At 69.4% G+C, this 18,434-nt stretch carries 17 protein-coding genes; 8 read left to right on the top strand and 9 right to left on the bottom strand.

All coding sequences use genetic code 11. From position 1 onward, the window contains the following. Nucleotides 1-35: 35 nt before the first annotated feature. Nucleotides 36-1,361, top strand: a complete 1,326-nt coding sequence (locus tag OG607_RS23430) for a hypothetical protein (protein ID WP_405726736.1) — start codon at nucleotides 36-38, stop codon at nucleotides 1,359-1,361. Here the strand turns inward: OG607_RS23430 and OG607_RS23425 are convergent. The 4 genes from OG607_RS23425 to OG607_RS23410 form a co-directional block, all read right to left on the bottom strand. After that, nucleotides 1,354-2,163 (bottom strand): hypothetical protein, encoded by an 810-nt coding sequence (locus OG607_RS23425; RefSeq protein ID WP_405726733.1) that lies wholly within the window; start codon nucleotides 2,161-2,163, stop codon nucleotides 1,354-1,356. The two genes, OG607_RS23430 and OG607_RS23425, sit on opposite strands and share 8 nt — an antisense overlap. Nucleotides 2,164-2,290: 127 nt before the next feature. Beyond that, nucleotides 2,291-3,145 (bottom strand): geranyl diphosphate 2-C-methyltransferase, encoded by an 855-nt coding sequence (locus tag OG607_RS23420; RefSeq protein WP_405726730.1) that lies wholly within the window; start codon nucleotides 3,143-3,145, stop codon nucleotides 2,291-2,293. Beyond that, nucleotides 3,142-4,260 carry a family 2 encapsulin nanocompartment cargo protein terpene cyclase gene (locus tag OG607_RS23415; protein ID WP_405726727.1) on the bottom strand — a complete coding sequence of 373 codons (1,119 nt, stop codon included), beginning with the start codon at nucleotides 4,258-4,260 and terminating at the stop codon, nucleotides 3,142-3,144. The genes OG607_RS23420 and OG607_RS23415 overlap by 4 nt, the downstream gene beginning before the upstream one ends. A 251-nt stretch (nucleotides 4,261-4,511) precedes the next feature. Next, complete coding sequence (locus OG607_RS23410) at nucleotides 4,512-4,799, bottom strand: DUF1905 domain-containing protein (protein ID WP_405726724.1); 288 nt, start codon at nucleotides 4,797-4,799, stop codon at nucleotides 4,512-4,514. A gap of 266 nt (nucleotides 4,800-5,065) precedes the next feature. On the opposite strand from OG607_RS23410, the gene OG607_RS23405 reads away from it, so the two are divergent. Further along, complete coding sequence (locus tag OG607_RS23405) at nucleotides 5,066-5,863, top strand: YhjD/YihY/BrkB family envelope integrity protein (RefSeq protein WP_405726721.1); 798 nt, start codon at nucleotides 5,066-5,068, stop codon at nucleotides 5,861-5,863. Nucleotides 5,864-5,894: 31 nt separating this feature from the next. On the opposite strand, the gene OG607_RS23400 is transcribed toward OG607_RS23405, so the two are convergent. After that, a complete protein-coding gene (locus OG607_RS23400; protein WP_405726718.1) occupies nucleotides 5,895-6,509 on the bottom strand; it encodes a LysE family translocator in 615 nt (204 codons plus the stop codon). 112 nt (nucleotides 6,510-6,621) lie between these two features. Between OG607_RS23400 and OG607_RS23395 the strand changes: the two genes are divergently transcribed. The 4 genes from OG607_RS23395 to OG607_RS23380 all read left to right on the top strand — a co-directional run bounded on the left by OG607_RS23395 (nucleotide 6,622) and on the right by OG607_RS23380 (nucleotide 8,959). Then, nucleotides 6,622-7,074, top strand: coding sequence for an Lrp/AsnC family transcriptional regulator (locus tag OG607_RS23395; protein WP_405726715.1), 453 nt, complete (start codon nucleotides 6,622-6,624; stop codon nucleotides 7,072-7,074). Between the two features lie 150 nt (nucleotides 7,075-7,224). After that, nucleotides 7,225-8,145: a Ppx/GppA phosphatase family protein gene (locus OG607_RS23390; RefSeq protein WP_405726712.1), complete on the top strand. Its 921-nt coding sequence runs from the start codon at nucleotides 7,225-7,227 to the stop codon at nucleotides 8,143-8,145. 53 nt (nucleotides 8,146-8,198) lie between these two features. Further along, nucleotides 8,199-8,699, top strand: a complete 501-nt coding sequence (locus tag OG607_RS23385; RefSeq protein ID WP_405726709.1) for a hypothetical protein — start codon at nucleotides 8,199-8,201, stop codon at nucleotides 8,697-8,699. Continuing rightward, nucleotides 8,675-8,959 carry a hypothetical protein gene (locus tag OG607_RS23380; RefSeq protein WP_405726706.1) on the top strand — a complete coding sequence of 95 codons (285 nt, stop codon included), beginning with the start codon at nucleotides 8,675-8,677 and terminating at the stop codon, nucleotides 8,957-8,959. The genes OG607_RS23385 and OG607_RS23380 overlap by 25 nt, the downstream gene beginning before the upstream one ends. 288 nt (nucleotides 8,960-9,247) lie before the next feature. Here the strand turns inward: OG607_RS23380 and OG607_RS23375 are convergent, their stop codons facing one another. Then, a complete protein-coding gene (locus OG607_RS23375; RefSeq protein ID WP_405726703.1) occupies nucleotides 9,248-10,024 on the bottom strand; it encodes a hypothetical protein in 777 nt (258 codons plus the stop codon). 57 nt (nucleotides 10,025-10,081) lie between these two features. After that, complete coding sequence (locus OG607_RS23370) at nucleotides 10,082-10,795, bottom strand: hypothetical protein (protein ID WP_405726701.1); 714 nt, start codon at nucleotides 10,793-10,795, stop codon at nucleotides 10,082-10,084. A gap of 274 nt (nucleotides 10,796-11,069) precedes the next feature. Between OG607_RS23370 and OG607_RS23365 the strand changes: the two genes are divergently transcribed. Then, a complete protein-coding gene (locus OG607_RS23365) occupies nucleotides 11,070-13,085 on the top strand; it encodes a WD40 repeat domain-containing protein (protein WP_405726698.1) in 2,016 nt (671 codons plus the stop codon). 132 nt (nucleotides 13,086-13,217) lie between these two features. Further along, nucleotides 13,218-16,355, top strand: a complete 3,138-nt coding sequence (locus OG607_RS23360; RefSeq protein WP_405726695.1) for an ATP-binding protein — start codon at nucleotides 13,218-13,220, stop codon at nucleotides 16,353-16,355. On the opposite strand, the gene OG607_RS23355 is transcribed toward OG607_RS23360, so the two are convergent. Both OG607_RS23355 and OG607_RS23350 read right to left on the bottom strand, forming a co-directional pair. After that, complete coding sequence (locus OG607_RS23355) at nucleotides 16,336-17,127, bottom strand: ABC transporter permease (RefSeq protein ID WP_405726692.1); 792 nt, start codon at nucleotides 17,125-17,127, stop codon at nucleotides 16,336-16,338. The two genes, OG607_RS23360 and OG607_RS23355, sit on opposite strands and share 20 nt — an antisense overlap. Next, on the bottom strand, nucleotides 17,124-18,104 hold the full coding sequence (locus OG607_RS23350) for an ATP-binding cassette domain-containing protein (protein ID WP_405726689.1): 981 nt from the start codon (nucleotides 18,102-18,104) through the stop codon (nucleotides 17,124-17,126). Before OG607_RS23350 ends, OG607_RS23355 begins: the two co-directional genes overlap by 4 nt. Between the last annotated feature and the right edge of the window lie 330 nt (nucleotides 18,105-18,434).

The raw sequence follows: 18,434 nt of genomic DNA, 5'->3' as shown, positions 1-18,434 counted from the left end.
CGCGTGAACCGCGCCGCGCGGATCTGCTTGTGGCTATGAGCGACAGCGGCGACGAGCAGCTATCAGCCCGGGAACGCAGCGAACTGGACGAACTGCGGCACCGGGTGAGCGCCCTGGAAACCGCCGGACCGCCGCAGGTGGCCCGGCACCACCGGTTCCGCTCCCTGGGCTCCGTCCTGCTGATCCTCTTCGCCGCGCTGCTGTCGCTGCTGGCCGTCGTCGCGGTCTGGGCGAACAGCATCGTGCGGGACACCGGCCGCTATGTCGCCACCGTCGGGCCACTGGCGAGCAATCCCGATGTGCAGCAGGCGGTCACCAACCGGGTCACGGCCGCTGTACTGGCACAGCTGGACGTGGACGCGCTGGTCAAACAGCTGACGGACGCGGTGGCGGAGAAAGGTGTCCCGCCACGGGCCGCCCAGCTGCTCGGCAACCTGGACAAGCCGATCTCGAACGGTCTGAAGCAGCTGGTCAACAGCGCGGTGGAACGGGTGGTCACCAGCCAGGCCTTCGAGACGGTCTGGGTGAATGCCAACCGCAGGGTTCACACAGCCCTGGACAACGCCCTGACAGGTGAGGCCGACAGCACGGTCTCGCTGAAGAACAACCAGGTCACCATCGACCTGGGACCGATCGTGGCCAACGTCAAGGACAAGCTGGTCAGCGCCGGCTTCGGGCTCGCCGCGAAGATCCCGGCCGTCCACACGGACTTCGTGGTGTTCGCGTCGAAGGACATCGGCAAGATCAAGACCTATCTGAGAGTGCTCCAGATCATCGGCAGCTGGCTGCCGATCATCGCCGTGCTGATCGCCGCCGCCGGAGTGTACGTGGCGTTCAACCACCGCCACGCGCTGATCGGGGCCGGGCTCGCGATCTTCCTCGCCATGCTGTTTCTCGGCATCGCGCTCACCGTCGCCCGCGACATCTACCTCAACCATCTGCCTCCCGGCACCTCCGAGGCCGCCGCAGGGGCGATCTACGACGCGCTGATCAAGTTCCTGCGGGCCGGTGTGCGGGCGATCGCCGCCGTCGCCCTCCTCACCGCCATCGGCGCCTTCCTCACCGGCCCGTCCCGGATCGCCGTCCTGACCCGCAAGGGCTGCAGCCGGGGCATCGGCGCCCTGCGCGACGTGGCGGTCTCGGCCGGGCTCGCCCTCGGCGCGGTCGGGCGGTTCGTGCACCGCTTCAAGAGGTGGATCGGGGCCGCGATCCTGGCAGTCGCCGCGATCGTCCTTTTCACCTGGAACTACCCGACCACGGGGGTCGTGGTGTGGACCACCGTGATCGTGCTGGTGGCCCTGGCGATCCGCGAATTCCTGGATCCCGGCCCCACACCTCCCACTGACGCCGCTGCTACCTGACGTCGACGAAGTCGCCGGTCGCCTTCGAGGAGCCGGTGGTGCCGCTGCCATCGAAGACGAAGCGGTAGTAGCCGTCCTGCTTGGCCTTGGTGGTGGTCTTCAGAGCGCCACCGGTGCCGCTGACTATGGTCTCCAGTGTGGTGTAGGTGTTACTGCCCTTCTTGCGGAACTGCAGGTCCACCGACCGGCCGCGGTAGGCCGTGTAGCTGTTGGTGTCCCAGTTGGCGCGGGTCAGCTTGCCGGTGACGGTGATGGTCCTCCCCTTCTTGACCGGCTCGGGTGCCGCGTTGACCGTCAGCCTGGAGGCACGGGCGATCCTCACCACCCTGGCGGCATCGACGTCCGTCCAGTCGTCGGTCTTGTCCTGCGCCGAGGTGAGCACGTTCCAGTTACCGGCGAGATCGCTGTCGTCCATGTCGCGGGCGGCGTCGATGGTGAAACTCACCTTGCAGTCGGACGTGGTGGGATCTGTGGACGACACGATGCAGGTGCCCTGCGGGAAGCCCCGCGGCAGCGCGCCGTCCGCGTCGTCGATGTTGGGTCCGTGCCAGAGATAGGCCCAGGAGGCCGCGACTCCCTCGGGGTCGGTCACCGTCCAGGTGATGGTGACCGTCTTCTTGGTGGTCAGACCCAGGACGATGCTGTTGCCGCTGTTGACGACGACACGCGAGAAGACCGCGTTGCTCTCGGTGGCATCCGCCGGAGCGGCCTGCGCGCCGGCCGGAAGAGCCAGCGAGGATGCCAGAGCCAGAGTCAGGGCGCCCAGGAAAGGAACGCCTGGAGCGCGAATGTGCATGTGCATGTGGACCCCCCACAATGAAAGAGGCCCCGCCGATTCTCCCCCCGGCAGGGCCGGCTGATGTCCTCAATCGTACCGATCGTGTACGACAGCCAGGGAGAGTCGTGCATGCGTCAACTTTCAGATCCGGTCAGATCCGGTCGGCGGCGATCAGCAGGTACTGGAAGGAACCGTCCCGGTAGGAGGAGAGGAACGCCTCCTCGATGCCCGTGGCGACCGAGGACTGGGCGCGCAGTTCCCAGTACGGGATGGTCTGCGGGGTCAGGTCGCGGACCTCGACAGGGGTGAGGCGGTTGGCGGCCATGGCCCGGAAGTACTCGCTGCGCCCGTGGATGTTGCACTCGTAGTGCGCGTTGATCGTGGAGACGGCCTTGCTCGGCTGGCCGTAGACCTCGTTGTAGCAACCGGTGACGGTGACATAGCGGCCGCCCCGCTTGAGGAGCTGCGCGTGGGCGCCGAACAGGTCCATGAGGTCCACGTACATGGTGGACTCGTTGTTCCAGGCGGCCTGGTAGGCGCCCTGGGTGAAGCCGGTGTCCAGCATGTTGCCGGTGTGGAAGGCCACGCGGTCGGCCACACCGCCCAGCCTGGCCTGCTCGTTGGCGAAGGCGGCCTGTTTGCTCGAGAGCGTGACGCCGTCGACGTGGCAGCCGAAGCGGGCGTGGGCGAGCAGTGAGGTGCCGCCGCGGCCGCATCCGGCGTCGAGGATCCGCTCCTCCGGGGCTACGTAACCCAGGCTGTCGATCAGGAGTTCCGCCTGGGCGGTCTCCAGGCGGTGCAGTTCGTCGATGATCGCCTGGTCCCGGTCGGCCGCGGCGGCGTCCAGGACGCTCCAGTTCACGTCACCGACGCCGTAGTGGTGGTGGTAGAGGCCGTCCACCGCCCCCAGCCGCAGGTTGACGGGACGCTCCTCGTCGTTCCAGTAGCGGGCGATGTCGTTCTGGTACGGGCTGCGGATGTGATTGGGGCTGGTCGAGGTGGTCATGCGGCGTTCTCCTGGGTCCAGAAGTCGGGAAGGGTGTAGCGATGGGTGTTGGTGCAGTGCCACTCGTGGTTGCCGGACACCCAAGCGGCCAGGCCGGTCAGATAGCGGGCCAGCACGGGGTCCGGCAACCGGGCGCGCAACTGTTCGCTCTCGATCTCGAACAGGCGCATGATCGCGTTGTGGATCTCGACGGCCTTGAGATACGCCTCGCGCTCGGGCAGCGCGTCGCGGCGGGCGAGGACGACTGGCAGGTTGAGGTGCGGGCGCTCGGAGCGCTGCTCCTTGGTGTACGAGTACAGGTCGTTGACCAGGGTGGCGGCGTTGCCGGCGAGGGCGTTCAGACGCTGCACGGCCGGAAGGGCCTGCAGCGGCGCCGGCAGCTCGTAGCCCGCGACCAGATCGGTGAGGGTCAGGCAGGGCCGGAAGTTGTTGAACTGCCGCATCACCAGGTACTCCCAGACGGGCGGGGTCACCTCGTCCAGGCTCCATGCGGCCTCCGCCAGATAGCCGAGGTGCAGCCGGGCCAGGTCATGGCGGAGCCGGTCGGCCTGCGCGGGCGCGGCCCACCGCACGGCGTACTCCATGGCGGACCGGTACGCCCGCAACGGCGCGTCCGCGGCCACGCCTTCGCGCCACTGCGCCTCGTACTCCGGGGTCGCCTGGAGCGGGTCGAGCGCGGAGTGGGCGATCGCCAGGCGCGCGCCCAGCCCCTCGGGCGAGCCGCCGTGGTCCTCGCAGTAGCAGTCGTCCACCGCGTTCTCCGCCACGAGCAGCCGGGCGGCGACCACCAGGCGCTCCACATCGGCGTGATCGGGGTGCGCCAGGCAGACGGAACGCCCGAAGCCGAACCCCTCGAACTGGTCCTCCCACTCCGGCGGAATCAGGCTCAGCTCCATGGCCCACTGCCTGGTCCTGCGGTCCACCTCCGCCACCAGCGCCGGATCCGGCTGCACCGCCGCCCGGAAGTGGATCCCCGGGATGGGCCGCACCGGCTGCTCACCACTGCGCTGCTGCTCCTGCCGCCGCTCCCGCTCCGGCTCCGGGGGCGCCGCCCCGGTGACGCGCAGACCGGCCGTCCCCAGGCCGGTCGGCCCGTACGGGATGCTGGATGCCATCCTTCTCAGTTCACCGTCCTCGGGCCGACGGGACCGGTGCGCATGGCTGGGATGAGCAAACTGACCTCACAAGTCGTCGAGAGAACCTCGAACACGGCCAGGCGGTTTCTGTACCTCCCGCCCCGCGTCCAAAGACTTTCCCGGGACCTCTGACGAGTAGTCGCCGGCCAAGGGGCGCACGGAGGTGCGTCGGACAGACCGATCGCTTCCGCCAGCCAGTTTGTCAATCCGACGGCTTGAACAGCGAGTTGCTAGAAGCGGACGGTCATCTCCACGGTCACATCGTCACCGACCGAGAGACCCTGCGGCTTGCGCACAGCGGCCTTGACCGGCAGCAGGTAACCGCCGTCCTTCGGAAAGAGCGACGTCTCGAAGACGACCTCGCCGATCCGGGCCTCGACCGGGATCACGCCCCAGCCGTACGTGGCCATCGCGGCCACCTCGCGGATACCGGCGGACTCCTCGTCCGGCACGGGGACGAAGTAGTACGGCGACGGCCCGCGCCATTCGATCACCTGGCCGGCGAACGCGAATTCCATGACATCAGTCTCGTCCCTCGATGTCGGCCAAGTCACGCTCGGCGTACATCAGGCACTCATGCGCCGTCACCCGTACGGCCCCCGCCACGCGCGCGTCACAGGCCTCGGGACCGTCGCGACTGCACCCTGGCAGCATGCAGCCAGGCAAGGCACCCGGACCGGATCGCCCACGCTCGCAGGCACGCGCGCAGCGGCGGCGCCGGCGGGGCGACTCCGTCCGGGCCCGGCTGCTCGCAGTGCGTGCCCGGGCCGAGACACGGCTTCCGGTGATCACACGTCTCACGTCGCACCTGATCTCGGTGAATCCGCTGGACTCCGCGACCCGGCTGGCCGCTCAGGTGTTCCTCACCGTGGTGCCGCTGCTCTTCGTGGTGGCCTCCGTGGCCCCTCAGTCAGTGCGCGACCACTTCGTGGACTCCGTGCACAACGTCTTCGGACTGACCGGAAGCGCCGACGCCCAGTTCAAGAAGGTCTACCAGGGGGACACCTCCGAGCTGCGCCAGACCACGGGCATCGTCAGCGTGCTGATGGTGCTGATCTCGGCCACCGCGTGCAGTCGCGCCATGCAACGGCTCTGCGACCGCGCCTGGGGCCTTCCCCGGGTGGGCGCGAGGGTGGCCGCGTGGCGTTGGCTCGCCTGGCTGCTGGCGTGGCTGGTCATGATCGGACTGCAGGGCGTCCTGCGCAGCGGCTTCGGCCACGGACTGTGGCTCGGCGTGCCGCTCCTGCTGATCGCCCAGGTCGGCATGTGGTGGTGGACCCAGCACCTGCTCCTGACCGGCCGCGTGCCATGGCTGCCGCTGCTGCCCGGTGCCCTCCTGACGGGAGCAGCCCTGAGCGTCCTCACTTCGACCGCGAAGCTGTACATGCCCAGGGCCCTCAACCACAGCCTCGACACGTACGGATCGCTGGGCGCGGTCTTCACCCTGCTGTCGTGGCTCATCGTGCTGTGCGCGGTCGTGACCCTGTGCATCACCGCAGGCGCGGTCATCGCACGCGAACCCGCAGTGGCACGGCGGCTGGGCTCGCCCGAGCCGCCAAGCGCACCTCCTGGCGCAGATTGATGCGGTTCACCCGACGGTCCTTCAGCAGGCTTCACGCCAGGCGTTCCACCAGCAGGAGCCCCCCGATGACAATCATCATGGCACCGGAGGCGCGGGTGACCGCGCGGGCCACTGAGGGCCGGGTCCTCAGCACAGTGCGGGCGAGGACACCGACGGTGAGGTAGACGGCAGCGCAGGCGGCCATGTGCAGTGTGCCGAGCAGTCCGGTCTGCGCGGCGACGGACCAGCCCGCCGCAGGGTCGATGAACTGCGGGAACAGCGAGAAGTACAGCAGCAGCGCCTTGGGGTTCAGCCCGCTGATCCCGGCGCCTTTCAGCATCACCCGCAGGCGCGAGGAGGCCATGGCCTGCGTGGACGCGGTCAAGCCGGCCGGCCGCGTCAGCACGCCCCAGCCGAGCCACATCAGGTAGACGGCCCCGAGGACGGTCAGTGCGGTGAGCAGGCTCGCCGAGCTCGCGACGAGCACCACCAGGCCTGCCACGGCGAGCAGGGTGTACCCGGCGTATCCGGCGATCAGCCCGGCGACCGCGGGGACGACCGACCGGTCCCTCAGTCCCGCCGCGATCGCATAGGCCCAGTCCGCACCCGGAGTGAACACCAGCAGCAGATCCACTGCCAGGAAAGCCGCCAGCGTCGTCGTGTCCATGGATCGATCCCTCTCGCATTCCTTGTCTTGAGAGGGAAGATTAGGCTCGATATGCCCGAAAGTGTTTCCATATTTACCTCATGATCGCGCCCTTTGGGGGAGAATCTTCCCCATGGATGCCCTGGACCGGAAGATTCTTACCGAGCTGCAGCTGGACGGCCGTCTGACGGTGACCGAGCTCGCCGCCCGCGTACAGCTGAGCGTCTCGCCCTGCCACCGGCGCCTGCGCGACCTCGAACGGACGGGAGCGATCCGCGGTTACCGCGCCGTCGTGGACCCGGCTGCCGTCGGCCTGAACTTCGAGGCCCTGGTCTTCGTCACCATGCGCTGGGAGGACCGCGACACCGTCGCCGCCTTCGAGGACGCCGTGGCCGCCGTCCCGCAAGTCATCCAGGCCCAGCGCCTCTTCGGCGATCCCGACTACCTGCTACGCGTCGCCACCGCCGACCTCGCGGCCTTCCAGCAGTTCTACGACGAGCAACTGGCCACCCTCCCCGGCGTCCAGCGCCTCAACTCCACCCTGGTCATGAAGAACGTCGTCCACGACCGCCCCCTGCCCGAGTAGCGAGGGATCAGAGCCGGGCGAGGGTGACGAGGATAATGTCGCGCCGCCGCGGTCAGCCACGGGACAATGGAGAGTTCGAAGACCTATCGATCGATGAGGACGCGGAGGTTCCCTACGGTGCGGCAGGGACGCAGGGTACGACTGGCGGGCGTGCTTGACGTCGGATGCCACAGCGCATTGCTCACCGTGGCGCAGCGGCGCCACGGGGGCGACATGGAACCGGTGCTGTCCCGCAAGGTGCGGCTGCACCTGCACGAGACCCTGGACGCGAAGGGCCGGCTGGGCAAGTCCGGTGTGCGCAGCGTGCAGGAGGCCGTGGCCGAGACACTGGCCGGGGGCCGGGAGCCGTTGCCGGAGGTGTACGCGTTTGCCACCTCGGTGATCCGGGACGCGCCGAACCGTGAGGAGATCCTTGCCCAGGTGGCCAGGGTCACGGGCACCCGGTTGCGAGTGCTGTCGGGCGAGGAGGAGGCCCGGCTGGCCTATGTGGCCGCCCGCCGGTGGGCGGGCGAGCAGGCCGGCGCGCTGCTGGTGCTGGACATCGGCGGCGGCACCGTGGAGATCGCTGCCGGCACGTCAGAGCAGCCGGAAGCAGTGCTGTCGCTTCCGCTGGGTGCCCGCACCATCACCCGCGACTGGAAGCTGAGCGAGGCGCTGTCCTCGAAACGACGGCTTGCCGAGGTCCGCCAACACCTGCGCGACTACTTGAGCGCGGTCCCCGACCTCCCCCGACTCGAGCCGGGCGGGCGCGCGGTGGCGTGTTCCAAGACCTTCACCCAACTCGCCCGCTACGCCACCGCCGCCCGCAGCCGCAGCTCACGCACCCCGCAGCGGCTGACACTGGCCGACGTACGGGCCTCGGTGGCCGTCCTGGCCGGGAAGGGTTCCGCAGGCCGCGGCCGTCTGCCGGGCATCTCCCGCCACCGCGCCGGTCAGTCCCTCGCCGGAGCACTGGTCGCCGAAGCCCTGATGGAAGCCTGCCAAGCCAAGAGCGTGGAAATCTGCCCCTGGTCGACCCGGGAAGGTCTCCTCCTGGAACGCCTCGCAGCGACGCCCGGCCCGCCCCGGTAAGTTGTCGTTCTTCGGGCGGCGCGAACTCCCGGAGTCCTCGAAGGCGAACGTCCATGATGAACCTCGACCGGTCCCGGGCCCGACTTCGCCTCGACGCCGCGCTGGATGGCCTGGCAGCCACCTTCCGGGGGATGACCGCCCACCCCGACGAGCACAACTGCGACTGCCACTGGGGCAGCGCGGAGGATCTTGCCCAGCTCAAGGTGGCGGACACGGAGCTGGACCCCGACCTCCTGCGGCGCACATGGGAGGCCATCGACTGGAGCGATCACGCATCCGTCCTGCGCCGGATCCTGCCCCAGTTCGCCACGGCCCTCGTCAAAGGCCACATCGAGCCCCTCTTCGGCTTCGAGACGGTCGGGCTTTCGTTCGCTCTCGGCCACTGGCAGCGGTGGCCGGCCGGGCAGGCCGCGGCAGTCGAGGAATTCCTGCACGCCTGGTGGGCGCACACGCTCACCGATCCGGATCCCGCCGTACCCGCGTACGAGGTCCTCATCCTGAGCGCCGAGGCATCGGGCACGCTGAGCCCGTGGCTCCACACCTGGGAACACTGACCGGCCCCGCGGCCGACCAGCACCTGGCCGAGGCGGCGGCCCAGTGGGAGTACGACCTGCTCGGTGACCAACTGCCCTGGTTCGCTTGGGAGAACGGCGACGAGATGCGCGCCGAGCTGACTGTCTGGCTGGTCCGCCACGCTCCAACCCGGCTGCGCGCCCTCGGCGTATCCGAGGAACTGCTCCACCGGATACGGCTGCTCGGGGTCACCGGTCCGGATCGCTGGGAGGACCCGCACTGGCCCGGCCACCGCTACTGAGCGCGGCGGGGCAGCCCGCCTGGCTGTGGGAGGCGAACTGGTCGAGCAGGCGCTGGAGGGCGTTGTCGCCGAAGATCAGGCCGAGGCTGGGAGGGGCCTGAGAGTCGTCACCAGGCCCCGAACTCCTCGTCGGAGAACCGCGCCACATCGTGCGGCTAGCGCTTCTTGGTCTTCTTCTCGGTCGACCCGCACTTGACCTGCTTGCCGCAGTCGAGTGTGCGTGGTGTCGTAGCGTCCGGCCTGGGCGAGGCCGACATCGACGGTCGCCGCATGAGTACGCCACCGCGCCTACTGCCTCAGTTTGAAGACATTACCCAGCGTGGCATCCGGGCTGTTGCCGCATGTGTATTGCGTGTTCTCCATGATGAACACGTCCCGGGCAGCCTCCGTGTTGCCGGCCTGCAGGGCGATGTCGATCGCGGACTGCCTCTGCGTCGTGGGATCGGCAAGAAGCCATTGACGGCAGGTGGAGGTGGCGGTCAGGTTGCCGGGCGCATTGCCGTCATCCGAGGTGATCTGGTTGACGACTTTTGCGCCACCCCAGATGAGCGCGACGATCGCTATGAGCGCCACGACGACGCCCCCGAACGAGACCTTGGTCTTGCGACTGTCATGACTGTCGCTGATGTCGCGACCCGCCACGGTGTTGCCTTGCCCGCCCACCTGGTGAGAGTTCTGGTTGCCTTGGCTGACCATGCCGCCGTGATCGGCCTGCGCTCTGTAGTCTTCGCCGGCGCTCGTTCTGACAGGTGCAGCCGGAAGAGCGCTCTGGAGACGTAGGAGCGTGGCCTCGGCGTCGGGGGCACTGGAGAGCGCGCTGAGAACCCCGTTCCAGTGAGCTTGGATTTCACGTACGGCAAACTCGCGTTGAGAGATCGGCAGGGCCATGATGCGACTGCGATGGTCGTCGAGTTGTGCGAGGAGACGCCTTTCCTGTGATTCGTCCCCTCGACCGAGAATCCGGGCGATCCGATGCCGAGTCGTGGACCATGCGTCTGATGCCATGGCACGGACAACTCCCGCTGCGATTGCTACCAGAAGCGTGGTGGAGACGGGTTCGGTCATGGTGGCTGGATCCTCTCTGGGCAGGTCTGTTGCTCTCGAATCGGGCGAAATTCCTGCCTACAGGGAGAGTCGAGCCACGAGTTCGTTGTCGACAGTGGTGCGTTCACCATTCAGGGCACGTTCGATGAGTTCGCGTTCCTCCGGGCCCGGTGAGTTACCGAGTCGGCCCCGCGCCGCAGCGGTCACAACAGAATCGGCCAGACTTTGAAAAGGGGTTCCGGTCGAGGGGATCTGTGGCTCTTCGCCAGTTTTGATCAGGACGTCAGTGAACACCAGCGCCGCTACGTGGGAAACACATTCCACGCTTGCATGCGTGTCTTTCTGTTTTCCGGTGAATCCGGTCTTGCGCGCCACGCTGACGCTCTCCACATGAGTGAACGGCATAGTGGCCACGAGCACTGTTCCCCTGGCGGCGTTGACGTTGCCGAGTATCGAATCGGCTCGCGAGAGGAGCAGTAGGAGGCGCCGATCCGTTAGTACCAGTTCTCCGGCGCCATGAGCGATGGTCACTGGTTCGTAGGATCCGTCTCCGCCGACCGCGGGAGGCTGCCCATCGGAATTCATGACACCCACGGCCATGGCGACGACCCCGCAGCGCCATATCAGTGTCTCGTCATCCATTGCGGTAACGGTTGCCGCTCTCGCAGTGCGATGAAATGCGATGTCGAGAGGGGCATGGCGCACTTTGTTGTTGTGGGCCGGCAGATTAAGCCGTGCGAAGGCCGGTTCGAACTGCTCGGAATAGCTGCTGATCTGCTGCTGTAGCGACACGATTCCCCCGCAGTGGAACGAGGTGCCCTTCGACGCCCATCGAAGGGGTGGTGACCGCTGAGCGGGTCATATGGGGCCACCGCGATCGACCGCATGATCCACCTAGCGAGACACGCAGTTTAGTTGCCACTGCGTGATAATTATCTTCATTGTTCGAGTTTGCCCATATTTGCAACATTTCGAACATTAGTGATTGAAATTATACAAAAGATCGCATTATTTGATCCGCTGTGCTCGGCATCATTGGGGCAGGCTCGCTTGCTAACGTGACCCGATGCTCTTCGAGACGGCGTGGACCTCGGTCATACCGCGTACCGAATTGGCGATCCTGGAGGGGCACACCGATCGGGTACAGGGCGTGTGTTCGATCGAGACAGCAGACCAGACATTCCTGGCCAGCGCCGGCAGCGACGCAACCGTACGGATCTGGGACCCCGCCGCCGGACAGCAGTTGCGAACTCTGCACGGGCACGCCGGCGAGGTGTTCGCGGTTCTCTTCGTCGCCGGTGTCCTGATCAGCGCCGGCGTCGACAGAACCGTGCGGATCTGGGATCCGGCCACAGGCCGGCAGCTGCGGGTCCTGACCGGTTACCGCGGCGCATCGCTCGTCGATGTCGACGGTCAGGCCATGGTCGCCAGCGCGACCGATGGCGGCGTAGCACTCTGGGATCCGGCAACCGGGCAGGTCCGGCAGGTCTTCCGCGGGGCCGACACCATGATGAGCGCCGTCCGGGCCGACGGCCGGACGCTGGTGGCCGCGCGAAGCGGAAGGGCCGAGGTGGGTGTATGGGACCTGGCCACAGGCGAACGGTGCTGGCAACGGCAACCCGATGCCCTCACTACTTCGGGAGTCTGCTCGGTCACCGCCGGGGACCGGGTGCTGGTGGCCGGCGCGGGGTACGACAAGGAGATGGATGGCGGTCGGATCCGGCTGTGGAACCCGGCCACCGGTGAACTGGAGCGGACGATCGAGTTCGAGCCGCTCGTCGAGCGGGCCCTGGACCGGGTGAGCGGTGTGCATCCCCTCGATCTGGACGGGCGCCAGGTCCTGGTCGGGGTAGGGCAGAAGACCGTGCGGGTCTGGGACCCGGTCACCGGCACCCTGCTCCAGTCGTTCGTCGTGCCCTCCAGCTGGGTCGAGTCCATCTGTTCGCTGAGCCTCGACGGCAGGCCGGTGGTAGCGGTCTCCGTGAGATACCAGGACACGATCTGGCTCTGGGATCCGGCGACCGGTCAGCAGGTCAACCGGCTGCACGGCGAGAAGAGCCCGATCGAAGCCCTGTGCGCGTTCGAGATCGCAGGCCGCACTTTGCTGGCCAGCGCCGACGGTACCGGCCGTACCGTGCGCGTGTGGGATCCGCAGGGCAGCGAAACCCCGGCACGCCGTGGTGGCCACAAGGACGAGGTCTACGGCGTCTGGCCCGTCGGCGACCGGCTCATCAGCGTCGCTCAGAACTCTGCGCGGATCTGGGATCCGGCCACCGGCGACCAGGTCCACAGGATTCGGGGCTCCCTGTTCGGCATCGCCGACATCGCCGAAATCACCGTGGACGGCAGGACGCTGCTGGCCGGGGCATTCAGTTCATACGACGCCGGGAGCATCCGAATCTGGGATCCGGCAACCGGCCGCCAGGTGCGCCGCCTGGAACGACGCTGGGAGGAGGGTCCTACGGTGCTCTGCCCGTTCACCCACGGCGACAGAGTCCTCCTGGCGGCAGGCGACGAGAGCGGCGTCCGGGTATGGGACCCGGGCACTGGGCGGCTCGAACAGGAGACCCCGTGCGGATCCGAGGTCGCTTGGCTGGGCCGGGTCGTCATCGACGGCCGGCCCGCGATGGTCGGTCGCCACCGCGAGCACGGGCTGCGGATCTGGGATCCCGCTTCCGCCGACTGGCAGCCGGCGTCCGGCAAGGACGGCAAGGACAGCGAGGACGGCGAGGACGGCAGCTTCGCTTTCATGCTCCAGGGCCGACCGCTGGTCGCCGGTGCGGAGAAGAACGGCACGGTACGGATCCGCGACCTCCTCACCGGCGAGACCCGCTGCGTCCTGCGGGGCCACACCGGCTACTGGATCACCGGGATCGGCGTGATGACGGTCGATGCCCGGACGCTGCTGGTCACCTCCGGCGGAGCCGACCGCACCGTGCGGCTCTGGGACTCGGGCACCGGGCAGTGCGCCCTGACCATCCCCGTCCACCACGAAGTGGTCGGCAGCGCTCAGGTCGGCGACGGGTTGCTGGCGGTCGCCGTGCCCTCCGGAGTGCTTGTGTACCGGATCCGTGCACGTTGACGACCCGGAATGACCTCGTGGGGACCTGACCTGCCAACTGAGCACCATCGTCAGGTACTTGCGGCCCGCTTCGGACCTTCAGCAGCGGCTCCATCCGAACGCCAGGCGGCGACCGCTCGCTAATCTGCACGGGTGACCATCGACCTGACCCTGCTGCCGCGTGTCGCCTATCGCGGACAGGAGGTCACCGCGCCCCGGCTCCGCGCTCTCCTCGCGCTGCTCGCGGGCGACTTGCGCACGGGCTGCAGCATCGAGCGGCTGATGGCAGGGCTGTGGCCGGACGAGTTGCCGGGGCAGCCGGGAAAGGCGCTGCAGGTACTCGTGTCCAGGGCGCGGGCGCAGTTGGGCGCCGACGTCCTCGTACTCACGCCGACCGGATACCGGCTCGCACTCGCCGAGGACCAGGTCGACAGTTCCGCCCTGCTGCTGCGCGCAGCCGCCAGCGCGGACCGGGCCAGGGCCGGGGACCACGCGGGGTCGCTGGCTGCGGCCGAGGCCGGGCTCGCGCTGTGGGAGGGCACGCCTGACGGGACCGGCGGGGCCGGCGACACCGACGCCCCCGTAGCCGCGTTGCGCACCGAGCGCGCGCCTGTCCGCGGCACGCTCGTACGCGCGCAGGCGCTCGCGCTCGCCCGCCTCGGGCGGCACGCGGAGGCGGCCGGGCCGCTGGCCGTGGCCGCCGCGGAGCATCCGCGCGACGAGGAGGTGCTCGCCGAGCTGCTGCGCGGCGAGGCGGCGACGGCGGGCCCGTCCGCCGCACTGATGCGGTACGAGGCGTACCGCCGTGAGCTGCGCGACGAGCTCGGCACGGATCCGGGCGCCGGGCTCAAGGCCGTACAGCAGGAGCTGCTGCGCGGCGAGGCGCCGGTGGCCAGGCACGGCGTGCCGCACGAGCCGAACCAACTCCTCGGCCGGGACGAGGACATCGCGGCGGTGGAGCGGCTGCTGCGCGCCTCCCGCGCCATCACCGTCGTCGGCCCCGGCGGCCTTGGCAAGACCCGGCTCGCGCACGCCGTCAGCCGCCGGGCGAAGCAGCGCGTGGTGTTTTTCGTGCCGCTCGCGGGCGTCACCGCGGACGCGGACGTGGCCGCGGAGGTGGCCTCCGCGCTCGGCGCGGGCGAGGGGCGGCCTGTCGCGATCAGCGGTCACGACCCGGTGTCCGGCATCCTCGGCGTGCTCGGCTCCGGGCCCGCGCTGCTGGTCCTGGACAACTGCGAGCAGGTCATCCGGGGCGCAGCCGGCCTCGTACAGGCCCTGGTCTCGTCCTCGAAGGACCTGCGGGTGCTCGCCACCAGCCGGGCACCGCTGGGCCTGACATCGGAGGCGGTGTACGCGCTGCCGGAGCTCGGTCTCGACACCTCCATCGAGCTGTTCACGCAGCGGGCCCGGGCCGCCCGGCCCGGCGTGGAGCTGCCGCCGGACGCGGTGGACGGGCTGTGCCGCCACCTCGACGGGCTGCCGCTCGCCGTGGAGCTGGCTGCGGCGCGGGTACGGGTGCTGTCGGTGCCGGAGATCGCCCGCCGCCTCGGCGACCGGTTCGCGCTGCTGCGCGGCGGGGCGCGGGACGCGCCGGAGCGCCACCGCACGCTGCACGCGGTCGTGGAGTGGAGCTGGAACCTGCTCGCGGAGGATGCCAGGGCCGCGCTGCGCACGCTGTCCGTCTTTCCCGGCGGCTTCCTGGGCGAGGCGGCGGAGCGGGTCCTCGGCGAGGATGCGCTGTTCCTGCTGGAGCAGTTGGCCGGTCAGTCGCTGCTCACCGTTGCCGACACTCCGGCCGGCGTACGGTTCCGGATGCTGGAGACCGTACGGGAGTTCAGCGCGGCCCGGCGGGCCGAGGCGGGCGAGGACGAGGAGGCCGTCGGCCGGTTCCTCGCCTGGGCGCGGGACTTCGGGGTCGCGTACCACGACGCGCTCTTCGGCTCGGATTCGCAGGCCGCCTGGGAGCGGATCAAGGCCGAGCAGGACAACCTCGTGCCGGCCCTGCGGCAGGCCCTGGCCCGTACGGACAACCCCGCCACCGCCGCCCTCACCGCCGTCCTCGCCAGTCTGTGGTCCACCGGCACCAGCTTTCCCCGCCTCGCCGCCCTCGCCGCGGACACCGGCCCGCCGCTGTCGCACTACCGTCCCGAGCCCGAATACGTCGAAGTCGCCCGCACCGCCGCGGTGTTGGGCACGGCGACCGTGTTCATGGGCCCCGGCCCGCGCGCCGTACGCCAGCTCATCACCCTCCGGCGGCTGCCTCCGGCCCCGCCGGACACGCTGATGCGCGCCACCGCGGTCGTGCTGAGCGCGGTCCCCGAGATACGGCCTCCCGACTACGACGTGCTGCGGGGGCTCTGCGACAGCGGGCAGCCGCTGCTCTCCGGCATCGCCGAGTGCGTCGCCTGCTACGTCTGGGAGTTCGAGCACGACATCGACCGCGCGCTCGTCTCGGCCCGCCGGACGGTCGCCGGACTGGCGCCGGTCGACAATCCGTCCGTGCAGCTCATGGTGCATTCCCGGCTGAGCGAGCTGTGCTTGCGGACGGGGCGGGGCGAGGAGGCGTACGAGCATCTCAAGGCGTCACTCCAGGTGCTGCCGCGGCTCGGCGACGGGCACGACTACATCAGCATCCGCTCGCTCCTCGTCCTCGCCTGTCTGCAGCGCGGCGACCCCGACGAGGCCGAGTACTGGCTGCGGCAGGCGGAGAGCGACAACACCCCGCAGCAGGACGACTTCTACCGGCCCGATCTCGGCGGGCGCGCCGAGATCGCGCTCGCCCGCGGACTGACGGAGGTCGGGCTCGGCCTGTGGCGCGGCGCCGTGGAGCGCATGCTCGCGGCCGGCTCGGTGCAGGGCGGCGACGCCCGGCTCGACCCGTGGGCCTTCCTGATCCAGTCGGTGGCGGTGACCGCGCACGCGCACGCCGGCCGACTCGGGCTGGTCTCGGAGGTGGTCGACCGGCTGCGGCAGCGGCTGCGGACGCTGCTCTCCGATCCGGTCGGCTTGCCCTCCGAGCTCCCCTTGTTCGGGACGATGCTGCACGCCCTCGGCATGGCGGGGCTCGCGTCCGGCGACGCCTCCGCCGTACGGATGATCGCGCTGGCCGAACGGCTGGGGGTGCTGCGCGAGTTCCAGCCGACGATGTCGGCGGACCGCGCCCGGCAGGCGGCCGAGGACGCCGACAGGGCGGCGTACGCCGACGCGGTGTCGGAGTACGCCGCCCTGCAGCGGGACGAGTTGCGGGAGGCAGCCCGCGCTGTCATGGCGGTTACTTCGGGTCGCGGTTGAACGCTGCCGTCGACCAGCGGTAGCCGAGCACGGCCAGGCCCGCGCACCAGAGGATCGCGATCCACCAGTTGTTGCCGATCTCGGTGCCGAGGAGCAGCCCGCGCAGGGTCTCGATGGCCGGTGTGAACGGCTGGTACTCGGCGATCGGCTGGAACCAGCCCGGCATCGTGTCGGCCGGGATGAAGGCGCTCGAGATGAGCGGCAGGAGGATCAGCGGCTGAGCGCTGTTGGCGGCCGCCTCGGCGTTCGGGCTGGCCATTCCCATCCCGACCGCGATCCAGGTGAGCGCCAGGGAGAACAACGCGAGCAGCCCGAACGCCGCCAGCCACTCCAGGGCCGTGGCGTCGGTGGACCGGAAGCCGATGGCCACGGCGACGGCGCCGACGAGGACCACACTGGCGATGCACTGCAGCACGCTGCCGACGACGTGCCCGACGAGCACGGACCCGCGGTGGATCGCCAGCGTGCGGAAGCGGGCGATGATGCCCTCGTTCATGTCGGTGGCGACGGACACCGCGGTCCCGATCACGGTGCCGCCGATGGTCATCATCAGGATGCCCGGGACGATATAGGCGATGTAGTCGGATCGGTCGGCGCCGCCGCCGCCGATGCCCGCGCTCATCACGTCTCCGAAGATGTAGACGAAGAGCAGCAGCAGCATGATCGGCGTGAGCAGCAGGTTCAGGGTCATGGACGGGTAGCGCCGCGCGTGCAGCAGGTTGCGGCGCAGCATCGTGTTCGAGTCGCGTACGGCGAGGGAGAGGGCGCTCATCGGACAGTCTCCTTGGGCTGGCTGGGCTGGTTGGGGATGTTGCCGCCGCCGGTCAGGGCGAAGAACACGTCGTCGAGGTCGGGGGTGTGCACGGTCAGCTCGTCCGCCTCGATGCCGGCCGAGTCCAGCCAGTCGAGGATGGCGCGCAGCTCGCGCTGGCTGCCGCCGCTGGGGATCTGCAGCGCCAGTGCCTCGTCGTCCCTGGTGACCTCGCGCAGGGCGACTGCGGCGGACTGGTACGCGGCCGGGTCGGTGAAGCGGAGCCGGACGTGCCCGCCCGGGACGAGCCGCTTCAGCTCCTCGGCGGTGCCCTCTGCGGCGATCTTCCCGTCGTTGAGCACGGCGATGCGGTCGGCGAGCTCGTCGGCCTCGTCCAGGTACTGGGTGGTGAGGAAGACGGTGACGCCGCCGGAGACCAGCTCGCGGATGATCCCCCACATGGTGTGGCGGCTGCGCGGGTCGAGGCCGGTGGTCGGCTCGTCGAGGAAGATGATCCGCGGGTCGCCGACCAGCGTCATGGCGATGTCGAGGCGGCGCTTCATGCCGCCGGAGTAGGTGGAGGCGGGCTTCTTCGCGGCCTCCACCAGGTCGAAGCGCTCCAGCAGCTCGGCGGCGGTGCGGCGGCCCTCGCTGCGGGAGAGGTGGTGCAGGTCCGCCATGAGGAGCATGTTCTCCTCGCCGGTGATCAGGCCGTCGACAGCGGAGAACTGCCCGGTGACCCCGATCGCGGCCCGCACGGCCTGCGGGTCGGTGGCCAGGTCGTGGCCGCCGACGTGCAGTTCGCCGGCGTCGGCGGTGATGAGGGTGGAGAGGATCTTGACGGCGGTGGTCTTGCCGGCGCCGTTCGGTCCGAGCAGGGAGAAGACCGTGCCGGCCGGCACCGCCAGGTCGATGCCGTCGAGGACCGTCTTGTCCCCGTAGGCCTTGCGCAGCCCCTTGGCCGCGATGGCTCGTGAGTGCGATGTCGTTGTCGTCATGCCGAGGAGAGTGCGGCAGGGCGCATTCAGCGCGGTTTCACGACGGTTTCAGCGCCCTGGAACCGGGCGGCGGAGGGCAATGGCATTGGTGGGGGCGGGCTGCTGCTGGTGGTGATCACGATCTTCTGGTCGGCCATCTGGCCGTACGTGCTGGGGGCTGTCGTGCTCGGTGGTCTCGGGCTCGGTGGTCTCGGGCTCGGGGGCTGGTGGCTGGTGGCTGGTGGCTGGTGGCTGGTGGCTGGTGGCTGGTGGCTGTGGCGTACCGACAGGCGGGGGCGCGGCCGGGACCGGCAGTGGCGACAGCAGGACGCGCTTCACCAGAGACGGCTC

It is taken from the genome of Streptomyces sp. NBC_01537 (assembly GCF_045040445.1).
Classification (GTDB): Bacteria; Actinomycetota; Actinomycetes; order Streptomycetales; family Streptomycetaceae; genus Actinacidiphila.
Note: the sequence above shows the minus strand (reverse complement) of the source record. Positions and strands in the feature narration are given on the sequence as shown.